This window comes from Achromobacter xylosoxidans (assembly GCF_002192695.1).
Lineage (GTDB): Bacteria > Pseudomonadota > Gammaproteobacteria > Burkholderiales > Burkholderiaceae_B > Achromobacter > Achromobacter xylosoxidans_C.
Genome location: NZ_MTLG01000119.1, coordinates 19,433 through 39,643 on the forward strand (window position 1 = coordinate 19,433; position 20,211 = coordinate 39,643).

The 20,211-nt window shown below is 61.5% G+C and carries 21 protein-coding genes and 1 other annotated feature; of the genes, 11 read left to right on the forward strand and 10 right to left on the reverse strand.

The window, feature by feature from the left end; genetic code table 11:
• Positions 1–7: 7 nt before the first annotated feature.
• From BRO63_RS29765 to BRO63_RS29810, 9 genes are all read left to right on the forward strand, one after another.
• Positions 8–586, forward strand: coding sequence for a hypothetical protein (locus tag BRO63_RS29765; RefSeq protein ID WP_127186024.1), 579 nt, complete (start codon positions 8–10; stop codon positions 584–586).
• A complete protein-coding gene (locus tag BRO63_RS29770; RefSeq protein WP_006224639.1) occupies positions 583–1,089 on the forward strand; it encodes a single-stranded DNA-binding protein in 507 nt (168 codons plus the stop codon). The genes BRO63_RS29765 and BRO63_RS29770 overlap by 4 nt, the downstream gene beginning before the upstream one ends.
• Before the next feature lie 56 nt (positions 1,090–1,145).
• On the forward strand, positions 1,146–1,403 hold the full coding sequence (locus BRO63_RS29775) for a hypothetical protein (RefSeq protein ID WP_006224638.1): 258 nt from the start codon (positions 1,146–1,148) through the stop codon (positions 1,401–1,403).
• A gap of 9 nt (positions 1,404–1,412) precedes the next feature.
• Positions 1,413–1,823 (forward strand): hypothetical protein, encoded by a 411-nt coding sequence (locus BRO63_RS29780; protein ID WP_006224637.1) that lies wholly within the window; start codon positions 1,413–1,415, stop codon positions 1,821–1,823.
• A complete protein-coding gene (locus BRO63_RS29785; protein ID WP_054485445.1) occupies positions 1,820–4,366 on the forward strand; it encodes a DNA topoisomerase in 2,547 nt (848 codons plus the stop codon). The genes BRO63_RS29780 and BRO63_RS29785 overlap by 4 nt, the downstream gene beginning before the upstream one ends.
• Before the next feature lie 421 nt (positions 4,367–4,787).
• A complete protein-coding gene (locus BRO63_RS29795; protein WP_231690639.1) occupies positions 4,788–5,471 on the forward strand; it encodes a hypothetical protein in 684 nt (227 codons plus the stop codon).
• The gene (locus tag BRO63_RS34600) at positions 5,468–6,682 is read left to right on the forward strand and encodes a tyrosine-type recombinase/integrase (RefSeq protein WP_231690638.1); all 1,215 of its coding nucleotides are present in this window, start codon (positions 5,468–5,470) and stop codon (positions 6,680–6,682) included. The genes BRO63_RS29795 and BRO63_RS34600 overlap by 4 nt, the downstream gene beginning before the upstream one ends.
• A 320-nt stretch (positions 6,683–7,002) precedes the next feature.
• Positions 7,003–7,057, forward strand: a sequence feature (sul1 is cis-regulatory element that is thought to sense ions involved in sulfur or methionine metabolism; They are found in Alphaproteobacteria).
• 86 nt (positions 7,058–7,143) lie between these two features.
• On the forward strand, positions 7,144–8,628 hold the full coding sequence (locus BRO63_RS29805) for a SulP family inorganic anion transporter (protein WP_006224632.1): 1,485 nt from the start codon (positions 7,144–7,146) through the stop codon (positions 8,626–8,628).
• 9 nt (positions 8,629–8,637) lie between these two features.
• Positions 8,638–9,492 carry a universal stress protein gene (locus BRO63_RS29810; protein WP_006224631.1) on the forward strand — a complete coding sequence of 285 codons (855 nt, stop codon included), beginning with the start codon at positions 8,638–8,640 and terminating at the stop codon, positions 9,490–9,492.
• A 291-nt stretch (positions 9,493–9,783) separates the two neighbouring features.
• Here BRO63_RS29810 and chrA read toward each other — a convergent pair whose 3' ends face one another.
• Together chrA and BRO63_RS29820 are read right to left on the reverse strand one after the other, a co-directional pair.
• Entirely contained in the window at positions 9,784–11,013 is a 1,230-nt protein-coding gene (gene chrA / locus BRO63_RS29815; RefSeq protein WP_006224630.1) for a chromate efflux transporter, read from the reverse strand.
• Complete coding sequence (locus BRO63_RS29820; RefSeq protein WP_223283289.1) at positions 11,010–11,339, reverse strand: PadR family transcriptional regulator; 330 nt, start codon at positions 11,337–11,339, stop codon at positions 11,010–11,012. Before BRO63_RS29820 ends, chrA begins: the two co-directional genes overlap by 4 nt.
• Positions 11,340–11,674: 335 nt before the next feature.
• Here BRO63_RS29820 and BRO63_RS34095 point away from each other — a divergent pair, with 335 nt between their 5' ends.
• Positions 11,675–12,040, forward strand: a complete 366-nt coding sequence (locus BRO63_RS34095) for a hypothetical protein (protein ID WP_127186023.1) — start codon at positions 11,675–11,677, stop codon at positions 12,038–12,040.
• A 6-nt stretch (positions 12,041–12,046) separates the two neighbouring features.
• Here the strand turns inward: BRO63_RS34095 and BRO63_RS29825 are convergent, their stop codons facing one another.
• The 8 genes from BRO63_RS29825 to merT all read right to left on the reverse strand — a co-directional run bounded on the left by BRO63_RS29825 (position 12,047) and on the right by merT (position 19,704).
• Entirely contained in the window at positions 12,047–15,013 is a 2,967-nt protein-coding gene (locus tag BRO63_RS29825; RefSeq protein WP_001138070.1) for a Tn3 family transposase, read from the reverse strand.
• Positions 15,014–15,015: 2 nt separating this feature from the next.
• The gene (locus tag BRO63_RS29830; RefSeq protein ID WP_003124096.1) at positions 15,016–15,576 is read right to left on the reverse strand and encodes a recombinase family protein; all 561 of its coding nucleotides are present in this window, start codon (positions 15,574–15,576) and stop codon (positions 15,016–15,018) included.
• A 130-nt stretch (positions 15,577–15,706) separates the two neighbouring features.
• Positions 15,707–16,696: a DUF3330 domain-containing protein gene (locus BRO63_RS29835; protein WP_003132006.1), complete on the reverse strand. Its 990-nt coding sequence runs from the start codon at positions 16,694–16,696 to the stop codon at positions 15,707–15,709.
• On the reverse strand, positions 16,693–16,929 hold the full coding sequence (merE, locus tag BRO63_RS29840) for a broad-spectrum mercury transporter MerE (RefSeq protein ID WP_003132004.1): 237 nt from the start codon (positions 16,927–16,929) through the stop codon (positions 16,693–16,695). Before merE ends, BRO63_RS29835 begins: the two co-directional genes overlap by 4 nt.
• The gene (merD, locus tag BRO63_RS29845; protein ID WP_000995360.1) at positions 16,926–17,291 is read right to left on the reverse strand and encodes a mercury resistance co-regulator MerD; all 366 of its coding nucleotides are present in this window, start codon (positions 17,289–17,291) and stop codon (positions 16,926–16,928) included. Before merD ends, merE begins: the two co-directional genes overlap by 4 nt.
• A gap of 17 nt (positions 17,292–17,308) precedes the next feature.
• Positions 17,309–18,994: a mercury(II) reductase gene (merA, locus tag BRO63_RS29850; protein ID WP_003156770.1), complete on the reverse strand. Its 1,686-nt coding sequence runs from the start codon at positions 18,992–18,994 to the stop codon at positions 17,309–17,311.
• 71 nt (positions 18,995–19,065) lie between these two features.
• Positions 19,066–19,341, reverse strand: coding sequence for a mercury resistance system periplasmic binding protein MerP (merP, locus tag BRO63_RS29855; RefSeq protein ID WP_003131987.1), 276 nt, complete (start codon positions 19,339–19,341; stop codon positions 19,066–19,068).
• A gap of 12 nt (positions 19,342–19,353) precedes the next feature.
• A complete protein-coding gene (merT, locus tag BRO63_RS29860; RefSeq protein ID WP_006224622.1) occupies positions 19,354–19,704 on the reverse strand; it encodes a mercuric ion transporter MerT in 351 nt (116 codons plus the stop codon).
• 71 nt (positions 19,705–19,775) lie between these two features.
• On the opposite strand from merT, the gene BRO63_RS29865 reads away from it, so the two are divergent.
• Positions 19,776–20,210: a mercury resistance transcriptional regulator MerR gene (locus BRO63_RS29865; protein WP_003131969.1), complete on the forward strand. Its 435-nt coding sequence runs from the start codon at positions 19,776–19,778 to the stop codon at positions 20,208–20,210.
• Position 20,211: the final 1 nt, after the last annotated feature.

The following is a 20,211-nucleotide window of genomic DNA, read 5'->3' on the forward strand; positions in this document are numbered from 1 at the left end:
GACGCTCATGTCGCCAAAGTCTGTCGCAGATGGTCTCACCAGCATGACAGGTTTGCCGTCACCTTCCGGGCTGGAGGGTGCGCGAGCGGTCGCCAGTGTCCCATCGTTCTCGTGCTCGTCCGTATCCGTGGACATAAAAGCCTTTAAGGGTAAGGGAGCGTTCCGCTCCCTGTCGCGGCAGTTCGCCGATTCGGTGGCGCAGGCAAGGGATGCCATGAGCGATCTGGCGCTGGATACCACCAGATTCGAAGTCGGCTGCTACTTGCGCCTAGTAGAAGAGCGTGGCCGCGGGGCGCTGGGACGGGCGCGGTTGCGTTGGTGCATTCGAGGCCATGCGCGCTACGTGCGATTTGAAGCGCTGGCAGGAATCTTGGAGACGCTCCCGCCATCGGTCGTGGAGCACTTCCGCAACTGCGACGTTCGCGCGATGGAATTGAACGCGCTTGAAAGCGTGCTGCGCCAAGCCGTCGACCAAGTGGAATCGTACTTGCGAAATGGTGCGCTGCGCCAACGGGCTGGAAACTTGGTGCCGCGCGCCGTTTTGCAGCAAAACACAAGAACCTATGAACGAAACCAGCAATCTTGAAGCTGCCGAAACGGGCGAACGACCCTGTCCACGCGGTAAGAGAGTTCTACGAGGATCAACTTTTTTGGAGCATTGAAATGGCTATGAGAAGCGAGATGGGCGGAAATGTTCTGGTGAATCCAGTGCTGAAGACCGTCAAGGTGAAGGGTGATGATCGCCAAATTTGCGAGCTCCGAGTGATGTGCTCGGAATACAAATCTGATGGCAATGGGGGGTACGTGCAGGACGACTCACGGACGTTTCCCGTCCAAGTGACCATCTGGCATGAGGGAACTGCAAAGCGGGTGTACGAGGTGGTGCGGGTTGGGGCAGCCGTCAGCGTGGTCGGGGCCGCATATGTGCGGCCATGGATCAACGAGCAAAGCGGTCAGGCAGAGGCCGGCATGTGCATGGACGCCGAGAAAGTCACCCTGGGCCTTCAGCGGATTGAAGCCGTGCAGTACCGCGCCAAGGCGCAGCCGGAAGCACCCCGAGCTACCGAGGCGGCGCCGACCGCTCTCTAACCATTATTCGATCGGTCGGGGGTGGCTCCGCCACCTCTGACGTGGAGGACATTGATATGCGTATCAGCACGAGAAGGCCGAAGTGGGAGCAGTTTCGCGAGTCGTACGTCCTGCGTGTCGGGAAAGAGCAGCGAGTGGTGGGCAGAGTCGACGTGATTGGCTCGGTGGGGTACTGGTGGCAGACGGCCGATAAGACGGATGTCGCCTACAGCCTTCAAGAGGCCAAGCGGAAGGTTGAGGACTTGCTTAGGCTGGGCGGTGGAGTGGTGGTGCTCAAAGGCATGGCGGCAAGTCCAATGGCCCGGGCCGCATAGGGGCGGGCCATGCGTAACTTTATTGGTCAGTATTTGGCGCGCGTGCGCCTAGCCACTCTTGAGACTGTTCTCGGGACTGCCGCCCTGGCGAGGAAGGGGCGCATCGCTGCGATGGGAGCGCCGCGCCGGTGGTGGCGCGTTCTGGCTCTTTTCTGCTCTGGTGTGCTTTTCGCAAACCTTATCGCCTATTTCGTGTCTGGCGGCGAGTCTGGGCATGAGGGTCTTGCCGGGTTTGCCGCACATCCCTTCAACATGGCCCTCATCGCTTATGTCCTCGGGTACGTGCTCTGCTTCGGCACCTGGAACTTGCTTTCGGTTGTTCGACGGTTGGGCCGCGAGGAAATGACGCGGGCGTCCTTCTTGCGAATGAATGGAAAGCGCACGAACTGGCCGCGACGTATCCCTCAGGAGCGGAAATGACGAAGACCCTCATAATCGCTGAGAAGCCCTCTGTCGCTCGCGATATCGCTGCGGCGCTTGGTGGGTGCCGTCAGGCCGGGAACTGGCTGGAAGGTGAGCAGTTTGTTGTCAGCTCTGGCATAGGGCACTTAGTTCAGATTGCCGACCCCGATCCTGGTCAGCCTGCTGGTGGGTTCGGTGGCCTTCCCCGCATTCCCGACCGATTTGTGCTGAGTCCTATCCCCGGAACGGTCGACCAGCTCAAGCTGCTCGGGAAGCTGATTGCACGCCCGGATGTGATCTCGGTGGTCAACGCTTGCGACGCGGGCCGTGAAGGTGAGCTGATCTTCAATCTGATTTATGAGTTTCACAAGGCGCAGAAGCCGGTGTATCGGATGTGGATTCAGTCCATGACTCCTGCGGCGATCCGCGAGGCCTACAAGGGGCTTCGGCCGGCCTCAGCCTTCGCCAGGTTGGGCGATGCGGCGCGCAGCCGGTCCGAGGCGGATTGGCTGGTTGGCATTAATGGTTCAAGAGCGGTATCTGCATTGGTTGAAGTGCTGACCGATCGACGCGAGCGGAATTCGCTGGGGCGAGTCCAGACGCCGACGCTCGCGATTGTTGTTCACCAGGAGCTTGCCATTCGCTCCTTTGTGCCGCGGCCATACTGGGAACTGCATGCGACTTTCGCCGTGCAGGCGGGCGAATATGTCGCGCGTTGGCGCGGTCCGTCTATCGACTCGGGGGACTCTGGCGACACGACTCACCGCATATGGGACAAATCCGCGGCCGAGGCCCTGCACGCACGATGCCGCGCTGCGGAGCCCTCCACGGTGCGAGATGAGTTCAAGGCAGTAACAAGCGCTCCGCCTAAGTTGTTCGACTTGACGACGCTTCAGCGTGAGGCCAACAAGCGGTTCAAATTCTCCGCCAAGAAAACGTTGGACTTGACCCAGGCCTTATACGAGAAGCACAAAGCTGTAACTTACCCGCGCACAGACTCCAATGCGCTTCCGGAGGACTATGTGGGGAAAGCTGCCTCAGTAATGGAGACGCTCTCTGTGGGTGCGTACGGCGAGCATGCTGGACGGATCATTGCCAATAGCTGGGTGCGCCCGGACAAGCGGATCTTCAACAATGCGAAGATCTCCGATCACTTCGCCATTATTCCAACTGGGAAGCTTCCGGAAGGCCTGACCGAAGGCGAAGCTAAGGTTTTCGACCTGGTCGTGCGACGGTTCCTGGCTGCCTTTCACCCGCCCGCGGTCTACGCTAAGACCGAGCGAACGACAGTCATGGCAGGGCACGAGTTCACGGCCACGGGCCGAGTGCTTCAAGAGGCTGGATGGATGGCGGTCTATGGGCGAGACCTTGATCCGGAGGACGATTCCACATCACTTTGCCCATTGGTGCAAGGCGAAGGCGCGGCGAATCGCGGCGTGAAGCTCGTGGCGCAGAAGACGAAGCCGCCCGCCCGGTTTAACGAAGCCACGTTGCTGGGGGCAATGGAGACCGCTGGAAAGTTGTTGGAGGACGATGATCTGAGAGAGGCGATGCGAGAGCGAGGGCTTGGAACGCCCGCCACTCGCGCGGCCATTATCGAAGTACTCCTAGCGGATCATGATCGTGCCAAACGACCGATTGAACCCTATTTGCGGCGGGAGGGAAAGGAGCAGCATCTCGTGCCCACCGACAAGGGCATTCAGCTTGTGCAGTTCTTGGAATCCAACGGACTTGAAGAATTGACTTCGCCCAGGATGACCGGGGATTGGGAAAGCAAACTGCGACTTATGGAGCGCGCCCAGTACGACCGATCGCGCTTCATGACCGAAACCGCTCAGTTTGCACGTCGCCTGGTTGAGACATTGAAGGCCAGGGCCGCGGCCGCCCCTGCGACGCCAAAGACCAGGCTTGCAGCGCCATGCCCAAAGTGTCAGGCGCCGCTGCAGGCGGGCACGCTACAAGTCTCGTGCAGCGCAGAATGTGGGTTTCGCCAGGTTAGATTGGTGGCAGGACGCGAACTTTCCGACGCAGAGCTGACTGTTCTGTACATCGATGGGAAAACGGGGCTGCTGGAAGGCTTCGTCAGCAAGACGAAGCGACTGTTCAGTGCCAAGCTCAAGGTAAATGCAGAGTGGCGTCTGGAGTTTGAATTCGAGGCCAGAGGTGACGCCAATACGGGCGCCGGTGTGACGCTCGGTGGTACGCAGAAGCGCTATCCGTGCCCGCTTTGCCGGCAACCGCTGCGCCTGCGGCAGAGCTCGAAGGGAGCCTTTTGGGGATGTTCAGCTTATCCGCAGTGCAAGCACACTCAGCCCGACGATGGCGGAAAGCCAGGCGTTCGCACGGCGACGGTCACGGCATCCATGCCGGTCGCGGAGGCGTTGCAGCTATCTGCCAGCCGTGAGGCGCCCGGTGGCGCTGCCGGAGCGGCGTGCCCGACTTGCGGCTCGGGAAAGCTCGTGAGCCGGGCTTCGAGCACGTCGCCCAGGCGCTTTCTAGGCTGCAGCAAGTTCCCTAAATGCCGTCATTTCGAATGGGAGAAAGGTCATGCGTCGAATTAGGGTGGACGTGCCTTTCAGGGCAGCTATTGGAACCATAGGGCGTGTGTCTCTGAACTTTGACCACTATGACAGCCTTCAAGTGCCAAAAGCCAGCTTATCTATTGACTTGGGGGTTGGGGCATGCGGGGAGGCAGTTACTGCCAGTCTTGACGTTGCGGCACTACGGCAGCTTGTGGACGGGATGATGGACGTGACTCTCGCGGTCGAGCGACGCCAGCGTTTGGACGGCCTGCAGGCTGCTGTTTAGCACTGCAGAACCTGTAGGTGCGGTATTCGCTGTTTAGCGTACACACTGCGCGGTGTGTACGGTAGTGAAGAAGCAGCATCATAAATATGACGATTTTCGTGATCAATAGCTTGGAGATCTGCGGCAATGGGTAGGCCTGCGTTTCAGCTAACGGACGACCAGGCGCGGCAAATCATGGCGGAGATCTCTCGCCTCCAGGCTGCCTATCCTGACGTCGCAGATAACCGCGCTTTTCTTGGTGGTCTGATAAGCGCGGTGCTAGAGGTCACGGGCCGCCTATACGGCGTTCCAACATACCAACGGATACTGCGTGCCTACGCGCCAACCCGAAGACCTTCCACGACCACCATCCTTTCCGTGTTGGTTCGCGTGCAAGAGCGCCTGGCTCGTACCTCTGCTGGGCAGGTCGATCCGGATCTCCGCGCGACTGCGCTTCCGCGAGTGACAGAGCGTGCGGCGAGGCAGGATGATCCGACTACCCTTCGACTGCTTGCCGTTGAGTTGGAGGAGCACCGCCGCCGGCGGCAGGTGCTGGAGGCTGACAACGCTCGGTTAGAGGCTGCGATGGTGGCCCAGCAGTGTGAGCTCGCCCGCGTGCAAGGTCAGGCCGACAGCGCCGAGCGGGCGTTGGCCGCGATGGCGGATAAGCTCTCTGCGCTTGTGACTACCGTGACGAACGTCACGGAAGCGGAGAAGGGCGGTCGGGCGTTTGCTCTGCGCGCGATTGAGGCAGCACGCGCGGAAAGCCGGCTGTGGAGGGAGCGCTACGAGGGGCTGCAGGCGCTAAGGAAGGAGGAACAGGCGCTGCTCGAATCGTACCGAAGAGCGGCGGTGGGGGCCGCAGGAGCGCCGCGATGAGCGAAGTGGCACCTCTCCCCCAGTTCGTCACTGCAAACGGCTCTGAGGCCGTTTCTTGCGTCCTTGGACATGTTAGCGATGACTGGGAGGCGGCAGAGCGTTGGCTTCAGGCGCTCGCTGCAAGAAGGCCGCCGGTGAGCCGGCACACACTGGCGAACTATCAGCGCGAGATCTTCCGCATCCGATGGTATTGCGACTTGGTCGGGTCTGATGGGCCGAGTCGATGGTCCATTCCCGACGTTACCCGCTATCTAAAATTCTTGCGGGAGCATTCAGGCGACCACATCTGCGGAAGACGTGCAGCACGCGTTGGTGATATCGATTGGACGCCTTTTCGCGCCAGGCTTGGTGCTTCTGCCTTGGCGAATGCTCAGAAAGTGTTGCATGCCCTCCTCAAGTTTTGGTTTGAGGCAGGGTATCGGCGGGCCAATCCGATGGCATCGATTGGGAGTGGTGGGGGAGTGGGCCGGGATGCTCCACGCCGGCATGCAGTGCCACCAGACTTGATTGAGGAGGTTCTAGATTCGATGGAAAAGGCCTCCCGCACATCGGTTGAGAAGAAGCTCATGTTCTTGCGGGATCGTTTTATCTTGCGACTGCTGCAATTCACAGGAATGAGGGCGAGCGAAGTGGTTCTCGCAAGTATGGGCGATGTCGAGCTCTATGCTGATCCGAAGTCCGGGCGCGCGCACTGGTCCTTAGTTGTGAGGCATGGGAAGGGAGGAAAAACAGGCCGCGTAGCTCTTCCACCCGCAGTCATGGACGATCTTCGTGCATACCGATACGCGTTTAACTTTCCGCCAGATCCCGTGTGTGGTGACACTACGGCGCTCATCCTGTCGACGCGGACTCGCAAGGTGGACGGGCCGGCGCGCTGCCCGTCCACCGTGGTAGGACGCCGTAGTCAGCGCCGATGGGCCGAGATTCGTCGTCGCGCCACCCTTTGGGACATACTCACGGGCGCCTTTCAGCGATGTGCTGCGGGGTTTCGTAGCGCTGGCCGGGATCAGGACGCAGTGCTGCTGGAGCGGGCGTCGACCCACTGGCTAAGGCACACGTTCGGGCGGCAGCTGACCGCGATGGGAGTGGACGTGCGGGTGGTCGCCAAGGCGATGCGTCATGACGATGTACGGACTTCTATGGCATACACGGAGCTGGACTTTCTAGACGTCGTGCGGGAAATGGAAAAGGCGCAGCTTTTCGGGAAATAAGGGGGGGGCCGAGCCGGCAGATAGAGGGGGGGGCCTTGCAATGAAATTTCATGCGGAAATGTTTGGATGTTTTGCTGGTCCTTGGGGCAAACCGACCAGAAGCGGAAGTCCACTTGATTCGCGCAATGTTTGGTGAAGGCCGGGAGCGGCCATCAATGACAGGCAGCTCCCGACCCAATGCGGCCGGTCAAAGGTTAGTTCTCGCCGCCCGATATCGTGTTTGTGACGATTCGGCCCTGGTCTGAGTCACGCTGCACAACCCGTGTACAATGCTCCCGCAGCATCTGCAACGGATGCGGCTTCGCTTCGATAGCGATACTAGTGGACCCGGCGTTTGCCGGGTGGCTCGGCCGGGCGCCTATCCCTCGGACAACTCCAAGCGAATTACGGCTCGCTCCGAGACCAACTACAAACCACCCTCGGTGCAAGGCATCGCTTGCTAACGTCAGGTTAGCCTAACAATGTCTTTTTTCTCCTCTTTTCGTCGCGAATGGATGTCCAGTCCTCGTAACGATATTCTTGCGGGCATCGTCGTTGCCCTTGCTCTTATCCCCGAAGCCATCGGCTTTTCCATCATCGCGGGTATTGATCCGCGGGTAGGCCTCTACGCATCGTTCTCGATCGCGGTAATCATCGCTTTAGTGGGCGGCCGGCCTGGCATGATTTCTGCGGCCACGGCCGCCATTGCCGTGCTGGTGGTGCCTTTGGTCAAGGATCATGGCGTTGAATACCTGTTCGCCGCCACAATCCTGATGGGCATCTTCCAGATCATCGCCGGCTTTCTTCGGCTTGACCTGCTGATGCAGTATGTGTCGCGGTCTGTCGTCACCGGGTTCGTGAACGCGCTGGCAATTCTGATCTTTGTTGCCCAGTTGCCGCAGCTGACCAACGTCACGTGGGTCACCTACGTGATGGTGGCGGGAGGGTTGGCGATCATCTATCTGTTTCCGCGCCTGACCCGGGCCGTGCCGTCGCCGTTGATCGCGATCATCGTGTTGACGGCCATCTCTATTTACTGGGGCCTGCCCGTCAACACGGTGGGCGACATGGGCAAGCTGCCGTCGTCCCTGCCTTCGTTCCTGATTCCGAACGTGCCCTTCACGTTTGAAACCTTGCAGATCATTCTTCCGTATTCGCTGACCATGGCGGCGGTGGGTTTGCTGGAGTCGATGATGACCGCGCAGATCGTGGACGACTTGACCGACACGCCCAGCAATAAGCGGCGCGAATGCAAGGGCCAGGGTATCGCGAACTTCGTGACGGGCTTCTTTGGCGGCATGGGCGGTTGTGCCATGATCGGCCAGTCCGTCATCAACGTGAAGTCGGGCGGTTCGACGCGGCTTTCCACTTTCGTGGCGGGTTCCTTCCTGCTGTTCCTGATCGTGGTGCTGGGGCCCTTGGTGGCCAGGATTCCCATGCCGGCACTGGTCGCGGTCATGATCATGGTGTCCATCGGCACGTTCAGTTGGGGTTCGATCCGCAACCTGCGTTCGCATCCCTGGCAGTCTTCCGTGGTCATGCTGGCGACCGTTGTGGTGGTCGTCTGGACGCATGACCTTGCACAGGGCGTACTGGCGGGCGTGCTGTTGAGCGGCGTGTTCTTCGCGGGTAAGGTCAAGCGGCTCTTCGCAGTGACTTCGGCCTTGTCTGAGGACGGGCGCACCCGCACCTACTACTACGAGGGCCAGGTGTTTTTTGCATCCACCGATCGGTTTTCAGAAGCCATTGATTTTAAAGAGGTCGTCGACCACGTGGTGCTGGATGTATCCGCCGCGCACTTCTGGGACATCTCGGCCGTGGGTGCCCTGGACAAGGTCGTGATCAAGCTGCGCCGCGAAGGCACGACTGTAGATGTCGTCGGTTTGAATGCCGCCAGCGCCACCATGATTGGTCGATTTGCAATTCACGACAAACCCGGCGCCGACACCAAGTCGTTGGGACACTAAGGAGAAGATATGTCGAAAGTACTTGCATGCATCGATGCCTCCCACTACGCCGCCGCGGTCTGCGACTTGTCAGCCTGGGCGGCGCACCGTCTTTCCTGGAGAGTTGAACTGCTGCATGTTGTGCAGCGAAAAAGCGCGGTGACAGCGCGGCACGACCTTAGTGGCGCTATCGGGCTAGGTGTGAAAAGCGAGCTGCTAGAAGAGCTGACTCGCATCGAAGAAGCGCAAGGAAAACTGGCGGTCGAAGGTGGCCGCGCCCTCTTGGCGACCGCTGAAGAGCGATTACGGGCTGCCGGCATCGGCGACGTCAGTACGGTGCACCTCCATGGTGGCATTGTGGAAACCATTATCGAGCGCGAAGCCGAGGCTGGCTTGGTGGTGATGGGCAAGCGGGGAGCGTCGAGCGAATTCGCCGCCGGCCATCTCGGATCGAAAATCGAGCGCGTGCTTCGAGCCAGTAACAAGCCGCTATTTGTTGCTCCCGAGCGGCACGTGCCGCCAATGCGCGCTGTGATTGCCTACGATGGCGGAAAGTCTATTGCTAGAGCGATTGCATTGCTGACAAGCACGCCGATGCTGGACGGTCTGCCAATACACCTCGTGAGGGCTGGCGCGGAGTCGCAGGAGAATCGAGCCCAGATGGAGCAGGTCGTTCAGCTATTCGCGCAAAGCGGGCGAACGGCAACTTTTTCGATTACCCCGGGGGCTCCAGAGAAAGTTATCGCTGACTGCGTAGCCGGTGGTCCGATGTCCGTGCTGGTCATGGGTGCCTATGGTCACTCGCCGCTCAGGAATTTGATCGTCGGCAGTACCACGACGGCAATGATACGAGCTGTTGAGGTGCCGATCCTGCTTGCGCGATAGCGCTGTGAAATTATGGAATGCCCTGAGGTGACTGGTGTGCGTCACCTGCATAGGATCGGGTGAATGTCCGGCTTTGGCCGGCAAGCGACCGTTCGCCGGCCCGGGATGCATCAACCTCAGTTTGCTCTGCCATCTCAACGGCATCGTTAGCTCGATCCCGAGGTAACGAACCCTGCGTTCAAGCTTCGTTCGCCCAAGCAGCAGCTATACCGCTGGAAGATTCTTCGTCCTGAGGTACATCAGCGAAGGAATTATGCGAAGTTTGATTGAAAGCTCTGAGTGAAACGAATTTCAGATGCCCATCGCCATGACCCAGCCTGCCAAGCCAGCCAGCAGCACCACGAGCGCTGGCGGCACGCGCCCCACTGTGAGCAGCCCGAACGAGAGCAACGCCAACCCGAAGTCCGCCTTGCCGTGGATGGCGCTTGTCCACACCGGGTCATATAAGGCCGATACCAGGATACCAACCACGCCGGCGTTGATGCCCGCCATGGTCGTCTGAATACCCGCCCGGTGGCGAAGCGCCGCCCAGAACGGCAATGCGCCGACCAGCATGAGGAAGGCTGGGAGGAATATGGTGCCCAGCAGAGCCAGGCCGCCAATCCAGCCATGCAGCGGGCCGTGGGCTATTGCGCCAAGATACGCCGAAAAAGTGAACAGCGGTCCCGGCACGGCCTGGGCAGCGCCATAGCCAGCTAGGAAGTCTGCGTTGCTGACGATGCCGCTGGGCACCACGGTGGCTTGCAGCAGCGGCAGCACAACGTGCCCACCGCCGAAGACTAGCGCACCGGAACGGTACACCCCATCCAGCAGCGCTATCGTGGACGATCCCGTGGCTGCTGCACATAGGGGCAGCAAGACAAGCGGTGTTGCAAACAGAAGCAGCGCAATGACGCCCAGTCTGCGCGAGACCGGGTAGCTGTGAGCTTGGCCACCGCCAGGTTGTGAAATCTTCAGCGTCCACCAGCCCAGCAGTCCTGCCAACAAGATCGCGACAATCTGTCCCGCTGCTGAGGGTAGGATCATGGTCAGCAGTGCCGCCAGAATGGCCAGGGCAGCGCGTGGCCGGTCAGGGCACAACGACTTGGCCATGCCCCACACCGCCTGAGCTACGATGGCCACGGCGACTACCTTGAGACCATGCACCCACCCGGACTGGGCTAGTCCCTGGTACTCAGCGATGCCGAAGGCAAACAGGATTAGCGCGATGGCCGATGGCAAAGTGAACCCTGCCCACGCCGCCAGCAAGCCCAACCAGCCAGCGCGACCCAGCCCAAGCGCCATGCCCACCTGGCTGCTGGCCGGACCCGGAAGAAACTGGCACAAGGCGACCAGATCGGAATAGCTGCGGTCATCCAGCCAGCGGCGGCGCTCGACAAACTCCGAGCGGAAATAACCCAGATGCGCGATCGGCCCACCGAAGGAGGTCAATCCCAGTTTAAGGAAGGCGCCGAAGACTTCAACGGGTGAACCGCGCGTAGCTACAGCTTCGTGCTGTACGGTGTTGGTGGAGCCTGTCATTTGTGCATTGCCTCCCCGGTGAACTCCCGGATGCGTTCCTTGGCCAGCGCCAAGCCTTCCTTGCCCTTGGGCGTGATCGTGTAGAGCTTTCGCACGGTGCGTCCGTCGCGCTCCTGGCGCGAAACTAGGTATCCGTCGCGCTCCATCTTGTGAAGCATCGGGTACAGCGTTCCGGGAGAAAGTCGGTAGCCGTGGTGGGCCAGTTCGTCAATCATCCACTGCCCATAGATCTCCTGCGCGGCTGCGTGGTGCAGCACGTGCAGGCGGATCAGCCCCGATAGCAGATCGTGGTGCTCCATGGCGCGAGGTGTTGAGTTCTCTTTCATATCGAGTTTCGATAACGAAATACGATCATAGCACTTGCACCAAGATTCTAGGTTGGTCCAGCTGTTCCGTCTTGAAGGGCAGTTATTGGCTGTGGATGAAACCGGTCGTTGCAACAGCTTGGTTCAATCGCTCGGCCGATGACGACCCACTTCGGCCGGTCGGAGTGCCTCGGTCAACGGCTGCTGTGCAGCGATTGCTGTCCATTGAATCCACCGCATGGTGACGCTGCATCGCCTCGCGCATTACGGCCCGAAACGAACGTCCGATCCGTCATGAAAAAGTAATTGGCGCCACCTACATTCATTGCTTCGTTAAATCCAGACAAATGGACAATATGAAGACCAACATGAATGCGCCCGTCGTGGACTTCAATGACGAGGACTCGAACACATCGCCAAATCCGACATTCGACGCGGTGCTACAAACCCGCTTGAGTCGACGCCGGATTCTGAAGGGAGGCATGGCAACGGTGGGCTCTGCCCTGTTCGGGGTTGGCCTGGCGGGCTGTAATGGCGACGGAGACGACGACAGCGATGTCGATAGCCCGGACACACCGCCCACAGGAGCTCCTCCCACGGAGCCCTCGGAAAAACTGCTCAATTTCGGCGCGGTTCCGAAATCGCTGGCAGACGCGGTCAGCGTTCCTTCCGGATACACCGCGCAAGTGCTCTATGGGGTCGCCTCAGAAAACGGAAAATAAAGCACGCTAAGCCGGTTGCAGCGGTCGTAGCGGCCTGAACTTGCCCGCGCCGATCTTGGCGCTGCTGCGCCAGAGGTAATCGCCGGTGAGGTTGATGTGCTCCCAACCGAGCGGCGACAGGTACTGCAACAGCGCGTCATCAACGGCATGGCCGTTGCCACGCAGCGCGTGCGCAGCCCGTTCCAGATAGACCGTGTTCCACAACACGACGGCAGCCGTTACCAGATTGAGGCCGCTAGCCCGGTAGCGCTGCTGCTCGAAACTGCGGTCGCGGATTTCACCCAGGCGGTTGAAAAACACTGCCCTGGCCAGCGCATTGCGCGCCTCGCCCTTGTTCAGGCCGGCATGCACGCGGCGGCGCAGTTCCACGCTTTGCAGCCAGTCCAGGATGAACAGCGTGCGCTCGATGCGGCCCAGCTCGCGGAGCGCCACGGCCAGGCCGTTCTGGCGTGGGTAGCTGCCGAGCTTTCGGAGCATCAGGGAGGCCGTCACCGTGCCCTGCTTGATCGAGGTGGCCAGCCGCAGGATTTCGTCCCAATGGGCGCGGACGTGCTTGATGTTGAGCGTGCCGCCGATCATGGGTTTCAGCGCGTCATAGGCGGCGTCGCCCTTCGGGATGTAGAGCTTGGTGTCGCCCAGGTCGCGGATGCGCGGCGCGAAGCGGAAGCCCAGGAGGTGCATCAGGGCGAAGACGTGATCGGTGAAGCCCGCCGTGTCGGTGTAATGCTCCTCGATCCGCAAGTCGGACTCGTGGTACAGCAGGCCGTCGAGCACGTAGGTCGAATCGCGCACGCCGACGTTCACGACCTTGGTGTGAAATGGCGCGTACTGGTCAGAAATGTGGGTGTAGAACGTCCGCCCTGGGCTGCTCCCGTATTTCGGGTTGATGTGGCCGGTGCTCTCGGCCTTGCTGCCGGTGCGGAAGTTCTGGCCGTCCGACGATGAGGTGGTGCCGTCGCCCCAGTGCTCGGCGAAGGGATGGCGGAACTGTGCGTTGACCAGATCGGCCAGCGCCGCCCCGTAGGTTTCGTCGCGGATGTGCCAGGCTTGCAGCCAAGCCAGCTTGGCGTAGGTCGTGCCGGGGCAAGACTCCGCCATCTTGGTCAGGCCCAGGTTGATCGCGTCGGCGAGGATCGTGGTCAGCAACAGGTTCTTGTCTTTGGCCGGGTCGCCCGATTTCAGATGCGCGAAATGCCGAGTGAAGCCCGTCCATTCGTCCACCTCCAGCAGCAGTTCGGTGATCTTGACGTGCGGCAGGATCATTGCCGTCTGGTCGATCAGCGCTTGGGCGGTGTCGGGTACCGCCGCGTCGAGCGGCGTGATCTTCAAGCCTGACTCGGTGATGATGGCGTCCGGCAGCTCGTTGGCCGTCGCCATACGGTTGACGGTGGCAAGCTGTGTTTCCAGCAGCGTCAGCCGGTCGTTCAGGTACCGGTTGCAGTCGGTGGCCACGGCCAGCGGCAATTCGCTGGCCTGCTTGAGGCTGGCGAATTTCGCGGGCGGCACCAGGTAGTCCTCGAAGTCCTTGAACTGGCGCGACCCCTGCACCCAGATGTCGCCGGAACGCAACGCGTTCTTCATCTCCGACAGCGCGCACAGTTCGTAGTAGCGCCGGTCGATGCCGGTGTCGGTCATGACCAGCTTCTGCCAGCGCGGCTTGATGAACTCGGTCGGCGCGTCGGCGGGCACCTTGCGGGCGTTGTCGCTGTTCATGCCGCGCAGCACCTCGATGGCGTCGAGCACGTCCTTCGCGGCGGGAGCGGCCCGCAGCTTGAGCACGGCAAGGAATTCCGGCGCGTAGCGGCGCAGCGTGGCGTAGCTTTCGCCGATGCGGTGCAGGAAATCGAAGTCCTCGGGCTGCGCAAGCTTCTGCGCTTCGGTGACGCTCTCGGCGAAGGCATCCCAGGACATGACGGCCTCGATGGCGGCGAACGGATCGCGGCCCGCCTGCTTGGCCTCGATCAGCGCCTGGCCGATGCGGCCGAACAGCCGCACCTTGGCGTTGATCGCCTTGCCGGACGCCTGGAATTGCTGCTGATGCTTGTTCTTGGCGGCGTTGAACAGCTTGCCCAGGATGCGGTCGTGCAGGTCGATGATTTCGTCGGTGACGGTGGCCATGCCCTCGATGGCAAGCGCCACCAGGGTGGCATAGCGTCGCTGCGCCTCGAACTTGGCCAGGTCGGCGGGCGTCATCTGGCCACCCTCACGGGCGATCTTGAGCAGGCGGTTCTGGTGCACCGACCGCTCGATGCCAGAAGGCAGGTCGAGCGCCTGCCACGCTTTGAGGCGTTCGATGTGTTCCAGCATGTGCCGCGAATTCGGTTTGACGGGCGATTGGCGCAGCCAGGCCAGCCAGGTCGTTTTGCCGTTGTCCCGACGCTTGAGCAGATCGTCGAGGCGGCGGCGATGCGCGTCCGACAGCGGTTCGGCCAAGGCATCGTAGATGCGCCGGTTGGCGCGGGTGATTGCTTCGGCGCTCGCCCGCTCGACGGCGTTGAGGGCAGGCAGAATGACCGACTGCTGCCGCAGGTGCTCGATCAAGGTGCTGGCCAGCACGATGCCCTTGTCGGTCTGCAAGGCCATCTCGGTCAGCAACTGGACGGCCTGCCGGTAGTGGCCCATGGTAAAGGGCTGGAAGCCGAACACCGTTTGCAGTTCGACCAGGTGCTCGCGCCGGGTCTGCTCCCGCTGCCCGTATTCGTCCCAGCTTTCGACGCTGACCTTGAGCTGGTCGGCGACCAGTTTCAACAAGGGCGGAAACGGCGGCTCATCGACGCCCAGGATGACACCAGGAAAGCGCAGGTAACAGAGCTGCACGGCGAAGCCCAGCCGGTTGGCCGGGCCGCGCCGCTGCCGGATGATGGAGAGGTCGGTTTCGCTGAACGTGTAGTGACGGATCAACTCATCCTTGGTGTCCGGCAACGCCAGCAGGCTTTCGCGCTCGGCGGCGGACAGGATTGAACGACGTGGCATATTTACTGATCCGTTCTCAAGTATTGATACAGGGTTTCGCGACTGATTCCGAATTCACGAGCCAGCTTGGTCTTTTGCTCGCCAGCCTCGACACGTTGGCGCAGTTCGGCAATACGCTCAGACGACAGGGATTTCTTCCTGCCACGGTAGGCCCCGCGCTGCTTGGCGAGCGCGATGCCCTCGCGCTGCCGCTCGCGGATCAAGGCGCGTTCGAACTCGGCGAACGCGCCCATTACCGACAGCATCAGGTTCGCCATCGGCGAGTCCTCGCCGGTGAAGGTCAAATGCTCCTTAAGGAACTCGATGCGTACGCCGCGCTGGGTGAGGCCCTGCACCAGGCGGCGCAGGTCGTCGAGGTTGCGCGCCAGACGATCCATGCTGTGCACCACGACCGTGTCGCCTTCGCGCACGAAGGCGAGCAGCCGTTCCAGTTCGGGCCGCCGTGTGTCCTTGCCCGACGCCTTGTCGGTGAACACTTTATCCACCTGGATCTGTTCGAGCTGCCGTTCTGGGTTCTGGTCGAAGCTGCTGACGCGGACGTAACCGATGCGCTGACCGTGCAAGGTATCCTCCTGAGGGAAATGTGTCAGGAAGAAATCTATGACCCTTGACGGCGTATGTCAATCAATTCGGAAGGCAACTCTATTCTGACGATTTAGCGCCGGATGGTCTGACGCCAAGTTAGGGTATGCCTCAATCTGACGGTAGCGAGTCGCAGGCGTTCGGATCGGCATCGGTTTCGTTCCCTGTCTTGGCACGCGCTTCGAAGCGTTGATAACACTCCAACCCGCAGAAGTGCTCGACGTATTCCGCGCCTTCCGGGGTGAAGGCGGCATCGAGCGGGATTTCCTTGCAGCACACGCAGCAACTGGTGGTGGTCGAGTCACTTGCATTCATGGTGGCACCCCTCCATTGACTGACGAAGACGGCGAATGCCGCCGCCGGCATTGGCTTCGCGAACAGGAAGCCTTGTCCTGTGTCGCAGTCCGCTTGTCGCAATAGATCAAGACTCGCCGATGTTTCCACGCCTTCAGCCACCACATCCATGCCCAGCCCGTGCGCAAGCTGAATCACGGTGTGCACGATGGTTTGGTCGCGGCGGTCGTTGGCGAGCCCGGCGACAAACGATTGGTCGATCTTGAGCGTGCTGATTGGGCAGCACTTCAGATGTTGCAGACAGGAATACCCCGTCCCGAAGTCATCGGCGGCGAAGCGCACACCGATCTGCCGCAAGGCGTCCAGGGCGGGGAAGATCGCCGGATCACCAAACGCGACCGATTCGGTCAGCTCGATTTCGAGATACTCGGCGGGCAACTCGGCATCAGCCAGCACGCCCTTTACCCACCCGTCGAAGTCCGGTCCCACTTGGCTCGCCGAAACATTGACGGCCAGCCGGAACGGTCGCCATGCCAGCATTCGCCAGTCACGCATCTGGCGGCAGGCTTCGCCCAGCACCCAAGCGCCGATTTCAGGCATCAGGCCGGACGATTCGACCACGGGCAGGAACTGGCCCGGTGGCAATAGTCCAAGCGTCGGATGACGCCAGCGCAACAGGGCTTCCGCGCCGACAATCCCACCACTGCGCAGATCGACGACGGGCTGGTAGTGCAGTTCAAGCTGCCCGCGCTCGACCGCTTGGGCCAGTTCCGGCGTCGTCCATCCATCCGGCCGGAAAGCGCTCATTCTCTTTCCCTGAATGCCCGCAACGCCCGCGACAGGGACAGAAGGAACAGGCCGGTCAAACCGAGCGCCGCGATGACCCAATGCTCGCCGAGGAAAGCACCGGCGGTTGTGCCGGCCAGCACGACAGCGAGGATGGGCAGGTGGCAGGGGCAAGTCAGCACAGCCAGTCCGCCCCACAGGTAGCCGGTGATCGGTTTGTGCGTCTCGGACGGCAAGCGCTCGGGGTTGTTCATGGCAGACTCTCCGCGTGCTGTGCCGGCTCGGTCGGCAGGGTGGCCAACTGCACTTCCAGATCGGCCAACGCTTCGCGCCGACGCTCGACGAACTGACGCAGCAGGGCAAGCTGCGCGGCCGCTTCGTCGCCGTCCGCCGCATCCAGCGCCCGGCACAGCCGCGCCAGCGCGTCGAGGCCGATGCCCGCCTCGAAGGCCGCCCGCACGAAGCACAGCCGTTGCAAGGCGGCGTCATCGAACAAGCCGTAGCCGCCTGGTGTGCACGCCACCGGGCGCAGCAATCCGCGCAGCAGGTAGTCGCGCACGATATGCACGCTCACCCCGGCATCAAGAGCCAGCCGGGACACCGTGTAGGCGTTCATTGAACACCTCCTTTTTCTCACCCGGCGCAGCAGGAAAGCTGCTTCACATCCTTGTTGAAGGTCTGCGCCGCGAGCTTCAACCCCTCGACCATCGTCAGGTAGGGGAACAACTGGTCGGCCAGTTCCTGCACCGTCATGCGGTTGCGAATGGCCAGAGCCGCCGTCTGGATCAGTTCACCCGCTTCCGGCGCGACCGCCTGTACGCCGATCAGCCGATGGCTGCCTTCCTCGATAACCAACTTGATGAAGCCGCGTGTGTCGAAGTTGGCGAGCGCACGCGGCACGTTGTCCAAGGTCAAGGTGCGGCTGTCGGTCTCGATCCCGTCGTGGTGGGCTTCCGCCTCGCTGTAGCCCACGGTCGCCACTTGCGGATCGGTGAACACCACGGCCGGCATTGCGGTCAGGTCGAGCGCCGCATCGCCGCCGGTCATGTTGATCGCGGCACGGGTGCCGGCCGCTGCCGCCACATAGACGAACTGCGGCTGGTCGGTGCAGTCGCCGGCCGCGTAGATGTTCGGGTTGCTCGTGCGCATGCCTTGGTCGATGACGATGGCACCTTGCGCATTGACAGTGACCCCCGCTGCGTCCAGCGCGAGGCTGCGCGTGTTCGGTGTCCGACCGGTGGCAACCAGCAGTTTGTCGGCGCGCAATTCACCGTGCGTGGTGGTCAGCACGAATTCACCGTCCATATGGGCGACCTGGCTGGCTTGCGTGTGCTCCAGCACCTCGATGCCCTCGGCACGGAAAGCGGCTGTCACCGCCTCGCCGATGGCCGGGTCTTCACGGAAGAACAAGGTATTGCGCGCCAGGACCGTGACCTTGCTGCCCAGCCGGGCAAAGGCTTGCGCCAGCTCCAGCGCCACCACCGACGAGCCGATTACGGCAAGGCGTTCGGGAATGGTGTCGCTCGCCAGGGCCTCGGTGGAAGTCCAGTAGGGTGACTCTTTCAAGCCCGGAATCGGCGGGACCGCCGGGCTGGCACCCGTGGCGACCAGGCAGCGGTCGAACATCACGACGCGCTCGCCACCCTCGTTCAAACGGACGGTAAGGCTCTGGTCGTCCTTGAAGCGCGCCTCACCGTGCACAACGGTGATGGCCGGATTACCGCCCAGGATGCCTTCGTACTTGGCGTGCCGCAGTTCGTCGACGCGGGCCTGCTGCTGGGCCAGCAGCTTACTGCGGTCAATCGTAGGCACAGTTGCCGCAATACCGCCATCGAACGGGCTTTCCCGGCGCAGATGGGCGATGTGGGCGGCGCGGATCATGATCTTGGACGGCACACAGCCGACATTGACGCAGGTGCCGCCGATGGTGCCGCGCTCGATCAGCGTGACCTGCGCGCCTTGCTCGACGGCCTTCAGCGCCGCCGCCATCGCGGCTCCACCGCTGCCAATGACCGCTACCTGCACCGGGGGCTCGTTGCCACTGTGCTTTTCGGCGGCGGCCATCCATCCCCGCACCTTGTCGAGCAGTCCGACGCGGTTGTCCGCCAGTGGCGCATCGGCTAGCGTTGCCTTGTAGCCCAGTCCGGCCACGGCGGCAGTCAGCGCGTCCGGCGATGTGCCCGGCACGATGGCGAGTTGCGCTGTGCCCTTCGGATAGGACACCAGCGCCGACTGCACGCCTGGCACTTTTTCCAGCGCTTCCTTGACGTGCGCCGCGCACGAGTCGCAAGTCATGCCGGTGATTTTTAGATGGGTCATGCAACAGATCCTTTATCGTTTGTGGCGCCAGACAATGACGTCCGTTGTGCTGCGGTGCCGTTTTCAGTGACTCACTGCTTGACGCTGGACGGATAGCCCGCGTCTGCGGTTGCCTTGGTCAGCTTCTGCACGCTGGTCTTGGCATCGTCGAAGGTGACGACCGCTTGGCGTGTCTCGAAAGTCACGTCAACTTTGCTGACGCCTTCGACCTTGGAAATCGCCTTCTTGACAGTGATCGGGCAGGCGGAGCAGGTCATGCCCGGTACGGACAGCGTGACGGTCTGGGTGGCGGCCCAGACGGGGGCAACAACGGCGGCGAGGGCGAGGGAGGCAAACAGTTTCTTCATGGTGAACTCCGATCAGTAGAAAAATGGCATGACGTAGGGAAATCCGAGCGCGACCAGAACCAGCGCGGCCACGATCCAGAAAATGAGCTTGTAAGTAGCTCGCACTTGGGGAATCGCGCAGACCTCACCCGGTTTGCAGGCCGCTGCCTGCCGGTAGATGCGCCGCCAGGCGAAGAACAACGCCACCAGCGCCACGCCGATAAAGATGGGGCGATAGGGATCCAACACCGCCAAGTTGCCGATCCAAGCGCCGCTGAACCCCAAGGCGATCAGAACCAACGGCCCGAGGCAGCAAGCCGAGGCGAGGATGGCGGCAAGCCCTCCAGTGAAGAGCGCGCCGCGCCCGGTTTTTGGTTCAGACATGCGCTTGTCCTTTCGAATTGAAATTGGATAGCGTAACCTTACTTCCGTACTCATGTACGGAGTCAAGCGATATGGAAAACAATTTGGAGAACCTGACCATTGGCGTTTTCGCCAAGGCGGCCGGGGTCAATGTGGAGACCATCCGTTTCTATCAGCGCAAGGGCTTGTTGCTGGAGCCTGACAAGCCCTATGGCAGCATCCGCCGCTATGGCGAGGCGGATGTAACGCGGGTGCGCTTCGTGAAATCAGCCCAGCGGCTGGGCTTCAGCCTGGATGAGATCGCCGAGCTGCTGCGGCTGGAGGATGGCACCCATTGCGAGGAAGCCAGCAGTCTGGCCGAGCACAAGCTCAAGGACGTGCGCGAGAAAATGGCTGACCTGGCGCGCATGGAGGCCGTGCTGTCTGAGTTGGTGTGCGCCTGCCATGCGCGAAGGGGGAACGTTTCCTGCCCGCTGATCGCGTCACTACAGGGTGGAGCAAGCTTGGCAGGTTCGGCTATGCCTTAGC